The 4,520-nt window shown below is 65.7% G+C and carries 4 protein-coding genes and 1 pseudogene; 2 read left to right on the top strand and 3 right to left on the bottom strand.

Going from position 1 to position 4,520, the window contains the following annotated elements; all coding sequences use genetic code 11:
- Both G3436_RS29245 and tatA read right to left on the bottom strand, forming a co-directional pair.
- On the bottom strand, positions 1 to 57 hold a 57-nt coding region (locus G3436_RS29245), incomplete at its 3' end, for a twin-arginine translocase TatA/TatE family subunit (RefSeq protein WP_476644182.1).
- Positions 57 to 269 (bottom strand): twin-arginine translocase TatA/TatE family subunit, encoded by a 213-nt coding sequence (tatA, locus tag G3436_RS28650; protein ID WP_163950265.1) that lies wholly within the window; start codon positions 267 to 269, stop codon positions 57 to 59. The genes tatA and G3436_RS29245, both read right to left, overlap by 1 nt.
- Before the next feature lie 142 nt (positions 270 to 411).
- Here tatA and gspK point away from each other — a divergent pair, with 142 nt between their 5' ends.
- Positions 412 to 1,377, top strand: coding sequence for a type II secretion system minor pseudopilin GspK (gene gspK, locus G3436_RS23940; protein ID WP_163950263.1), 966 nt, complete (start codon positions 412 to 414; stop codon positions 1,375 to 1,377).
- 23 nt (positions 1,378 to 1,400) lie between these two features.
- On the opposite strand, the gene G3436_RS23935 is transcribed toward gspK, so the two are convergent.
- Entirely contained in the window at positions 1,401 to 3,470 is a 2,070-nt protein-coding gene (locus G3436_RS23935) for a PhoX family protein (RefSeq protein ID WP_163950260.1), read from the bottom strand.
- 229 nt (positions 3,471 to 3,699) lie between these two features.
- Between G3436_RS23935 and G3436_RS23930 the strand changes: the two are divergent.
- Positions 3,700 to 4,520 (top strand): annotated as a pseudogene (locus G3436_RS23930) (bifunctional UDP-sugar hydrolase/5'-nucleotidase); the annotation flags it as partial.

The raw sequence follows: 4,520 nt of genomic DNA, 5'->3' as shown, positions 1-4,520 counted from the left end.
CACCAGCAGCGCCACCACGCCCACCAGCAACAGCTCGGTGAAGCCGATTTCAAACATCAGCTACGCGGCTCCTGGTGGGTCTGCTGCACCTGCTGTACTGGCACTGGCTTGTCTTCGGCCTCTGCCTCTGGGCCGTTGCCCATGGATTTGCGAAAGCCCTGGATCGCCTCGCCCACATCCGAGCCCAGCCCCTTGAGGCGCTTGGTGCCGAACAGCAAGAACACGATCAGCAGCACAATCACCAGTTGCCAGATTCCGATACCGCCCATGTGGAACACTCCAAGGTCATGAAAAAGAAGGCTTTATCCTGCCTGTGCTTTATGACGCAACGGTGACGCCGAGCGCGTTTGCCATGTGCCTGAAACATCCACCGTGTTGACTGGCCCCTCTTTGGCACACGGTGAGGCGACGATGGGCGGCAAGCGACAGCAAGGCGCGGCATTGCTGATGGTACTGGTGGTGCTGGCGATGCTCGCCGGTGGCCTGGCCTGGCTGGTGCAGGAGGGTCGCGCGCAGGTCGACGGGGTGCGCCTGGTGCAACAGCGCGTGCAGGCGCGGGCGATGGAGCGGGCCGCACTGGCGTTTGCCGAACAGGCCCTGCAAGACCTGGCCTGGCGTGCCAGCCCGCTGTTCTGGCAAGCCTTGCGCGGGCAGCCGCTGCCCTATGCCTTTGCGGGTGGATCGGCCCGTTTGCGCATTCGCGACCTGCACACCTGCTTCAACGTCAACAGCCTGGCCGGCGACGACGCCGAGCGGGCCGAACGCCAACTGCAGTACCTGCTCGGTGGCGACATGGCCGCCGCGCAGATGACCCACGCCCTGGCCGACTGGATCGACAGCGATCACCAGGCGCGCCTGAATGGCGCTGAAAATGATCACTACTTGCGCCAAGCCTCCCCGCGCCTGGCGGCCAATCAGCTGATGCTCGACATGAGCGAGCTGAACCTGCTGCTGCAGCCCGACCCGCAGCGCCAGGCGCGCTACCCGCAGCTGTGTGCGCTGCCCGAGACCACCGGCTGGCGGCTCAATGCCAATGCGCTGACGCTCGATCAACTGCCGTTGCTCGAGGCGCTCTACGAAGGGGAGGTGAGCCGTGCCCTGTTGACGCGCATCGTCAGCGCGCGGCCGGCGGATGGCTACCGCGATGCCGGCGCATTGCGCCAGGCGCTGGGGGCGCTGGATGATGCGACGTTCGAGCGTTTGAGTGAGGGGTTGCTGCTCAACAGCGGGCATTTTCTGTTGCAGCTGGAGATCGAGCAGGACGCTCGTGTGCTGCGCAGCCAGTACCAGGTGCATGCCCGCGGTGTGGTGCAATGGCATGCGCGGGTGCCGGCCCAGCAGGTGCGGGTGACCCGGCGTGAACCGCTGCCCTGGTAAGGGCAACGGTTCATCGGGGCAGCTTACACGCCGATTTCACCGCCATCGTTGCGCTGGATGACCACGGTCGATGCGCGAGGGCGCACCGGGGTGCCGGCTGGCGTGACCGCCGTGGCGACATCGGTGGACGGCCAGTTTTCCGGGTGCTGGATGTTCACGAAGATCGATTTGTTGTCCGGGGTAAACGCGATCCCGGTGACCTCGCACCCATTGGGGCCGACGAAGAAACGACGCAGGTCCACCTGGTTCTGCGCGTTGACCGGCACCTGCTTGCCATTGGCGTCGACCAGGTCGGTGGGGATCACCGCCAGCATCTGGTCGTTGGTGTAGCTGGTCAGGGTCGACTCGCCGTTGTCGGTCTGGAACCACAGAATCCCGCGGCTATCGAAGCTCATGCCGTCGGGGCTGGCGAACTGGTTGAGTTCGCTCAGGCCCGAACGGTTGATATCGGCGGTGGCTGCGGCGTTGGCGCCGAACACGAAGATGTCCCAGGTGAAGGTCAGGTGATCGTCACTGTCGTGCCAGCGGATGATGTGCCCGTGCTTGTTCGGCCCGCGCGGGTTGGCCGCATCGACCGTGGCTGCGGTACGCGAGTCGTTGTTGGTGAGGGTCAGGTACACGTCGCCGTTGAGCGGGTTGACCGTGGTCCATTCCGGGCGGTCCATCGGGGTGGCGCCCACTGCGTCGGCGGCGCCGCGGGTGTTGAGGATGATGCCTGGCAAGTCGGTGTACAGCGCGCCGAGGGTCGAGCCACCGGTGGTGCTGGTGGCCACGTCGAGCAGCAGCCAGTGGCCGCTGCCGTCGGCATCGAAACGCGCCACGTAGAGCTTGCCGTCGTCCATGTACTTGGCACCGGTGGCCAGGCGATTGCTCGGGTTGGCATCGGCGCTGTCCCACAGGGCGGTGGACACGAACTTGTAGAGGTATTCGTTCTTGGAGTCGTCGCCCATGTAGAACACCACCGGCTTGCCCGCCACCGGCAGTGCGGGGCAGCAGCCTTCGTGGCGGAAGCGGCCGAGTGCGGTGCGTTTGGTGGCGCGGGTGCTGGCGTCGTACGGGTCGATCTCGACGATGTAACCGTAGGTGCTGGCTTCGTTGCGGTAGTCATCGGTGGCGCTGGCACCGGTGGGGTTGAGGATGAAGCGGGTGAACTCGCCGTCCACTTCGCTGGGATCGTTCGCCGCCGTTTCCCATTTGTAGTTGCCCGCGCTGGTGCTCACGCCGATGCGGCGCTGATCGTCCGGTACGCTACCGCTGGTGTTGACGAAAATCCCCGGCCAGTTCTCTTCGCAGGTCAGGTAGGTGCCCCACGGGGTGTAGCCGTTGCCGCAGTTGTTGTTGGTGCCGCGTGCCTGGGTGCCGGCGGTGGAGAACACCGTCTTGACGTGGTCGCTGCCGCGCAGCGGGCCGGCCAGGTCCATCACCGTGGCGGTGGTGAAACGGCGGTTGAGCGGGTCGTTGTCGACCACCTGCCAGCGCCCGCTGACCTTGCTCAGGCGTACCACGCCAGCGCCGTGGGCGTTGATTTCCTTGCGCACTTCCTCGACCGGGCGATTGCCGCTGCCGTCTACGGTGGGACCGGCCGGGTGCAGTGCGTCGGCGTCGATGTATTCGAAGTTGATCGCCAGCAGGCCGTCATCGGAGCTGCCGTTGATAGGGAAGAAGTGCATGCCGTCGTGGTGCATGCCCATCGAGTTGGCCTGGTCGGTGGAGGTATTGGTGCCGTCGCTTTTCCACGGGTTGGCCTGGCTGTTCAGCGGGGTGCCCCAGGGGGCCAGCACGTAGGCGCTGTAGCCGGCGGCGACGACACAGGCGTCGGTGCGCGAGCCAGGGATGGAGTTGAAGCCCAGTTTCAGCTTCGGCTCTTCGGGGGTGACCGGTGGCTTGGAATCGTTGTCGGGGGTGGAATCGTTGTCCGAGCCGCCGCCGCTGTCGAAGCAGCCGCTCAGGCCTGTCCCTGCAATCATCGCGATCGCGGCGCCGAGGCTGCCGCGTACCACGCTGCGGCGGCTCAGGTAGGCATCCAAGACAGACGCCATAGGCAGGTTGCCACTGGTGTTGCGGTCCAGGTTGTCGCCGGTGTCTCGACTCATCTCTTCATATCCTTGTTAAGTGAAGTGGCTTCTACGGAAACCGGCACTCTAGAGACCAAGTGTGATGATTGATTGGCAGTTTTATGAAAAGGCCTGTCACACCGCTATTGCTTACCAATTGATTTGGATGGGGTTTTGCAGGCCCTGTCGAATAACTGCCATCAAACTGTAATCCCGCCGCCGCACTATCCGGGTCCGACAACAGACAAGTCCGAGGACGAAGGAGCAGATGGCGAGCATGCGCAGACGAGAGGTGTTGGGGTGGATGGGCGTCGGCGCCGTGGCGCCTTTGCTGACGGCCTGTTCCAGCCTGGGCATGCCGTCTGCCGGGCACAGTGCCGGGGTCGACCTGCTGTACTTCGGCGACACCCTGGATGCGCGTCAGCCCGGTACGCCGGTAGTGCCCGCCACCCGACTGGGGCCGGTCAGCCACCTGGGCCAGGCGCCGTGGATGAGCGGGGCGAGTGCCCGGCAACCGCGCGCCGAACTCAACCCCTTGCTCGATGCGAGCCTGAGTGACGGCGTGCGCACCGGTGGTTACGCGGTGCTCGGTGCCTTGCTCGAGCAACTGCGCGAAGCGGCGGGCCACGACAATTGCCTGACCCTGGAAAACGGCCAAGGCTGGAACGGCAGCGGCCTGGCCTACCTGACCCAGGGCGCCAGCGGTGTGCAGGGCAGCCAACTGCTCGGCAGCGAAGTCCGTGTCAGCAGTGATGAACGCGTGCTCTGGCCGCAGCAGTGTGCGGGCCTCTATCGCCAGTACGGCCAGGCTGTGCTCGGCGCCGGCCTCGCCCCGGCACAGGCCCAGGCGCTGGGCACGCCGGCCTTTACGGTGGTGCGCCGCGCCGGCATCAAGGTGGCGGTGGTGGGGGTGACCGACCCCTACGCCCAGGACCAGAAAGCCTCGCTCAAACAGTGGTATCAATCGCTGCTGCCGGCCTTCGAGCAGGCACGACGCGAGGCCGACCTGGTGGTGGCCCTGGCCGACGTCGGCACCGGCCCCGGCCTGTGGCTGGCCGAACGCCTGAGCGATGCCGACCTGGTGCTGTG

Source organism: Pseudomonas brassicae, from assembly GCF_010671725.1.
Classification (GTDB): Bacteria; Pseudomonadota; Gammaproteobacteria; order Pseudomonadales; family Pseudomonadaceae; genus Aquipseudomonas; species Aquipseudomonas brassicae.
The sequence above is the reverse complement of the archived record's forward strand: the minus strand, read 5'-3'. Positions and strand labels throughout refer to the sequence as shown.

Coding starts and splice junctions, on each gene's coding strand:
- gspK (WP_163950263.1), top strand. CDS start 412: ATGGGCGGCAAGCGACAGCAAGGCGCGGCATTGCTGATGGTACTGGTG.
- tatA (WP_163950265.1), bottom strand. CDS start 269: ATGGGCGGTATCGGAATCTGGCAACTGGTGATTGTGCTGCTGATCGTG.
- G3436_RS23935 (WP_163950260.1), bottom strand. CDS start 3,470: ATGAGTCGAGACACCGGCGACAACCTGGACCGCAACACCAGTGGCAAC.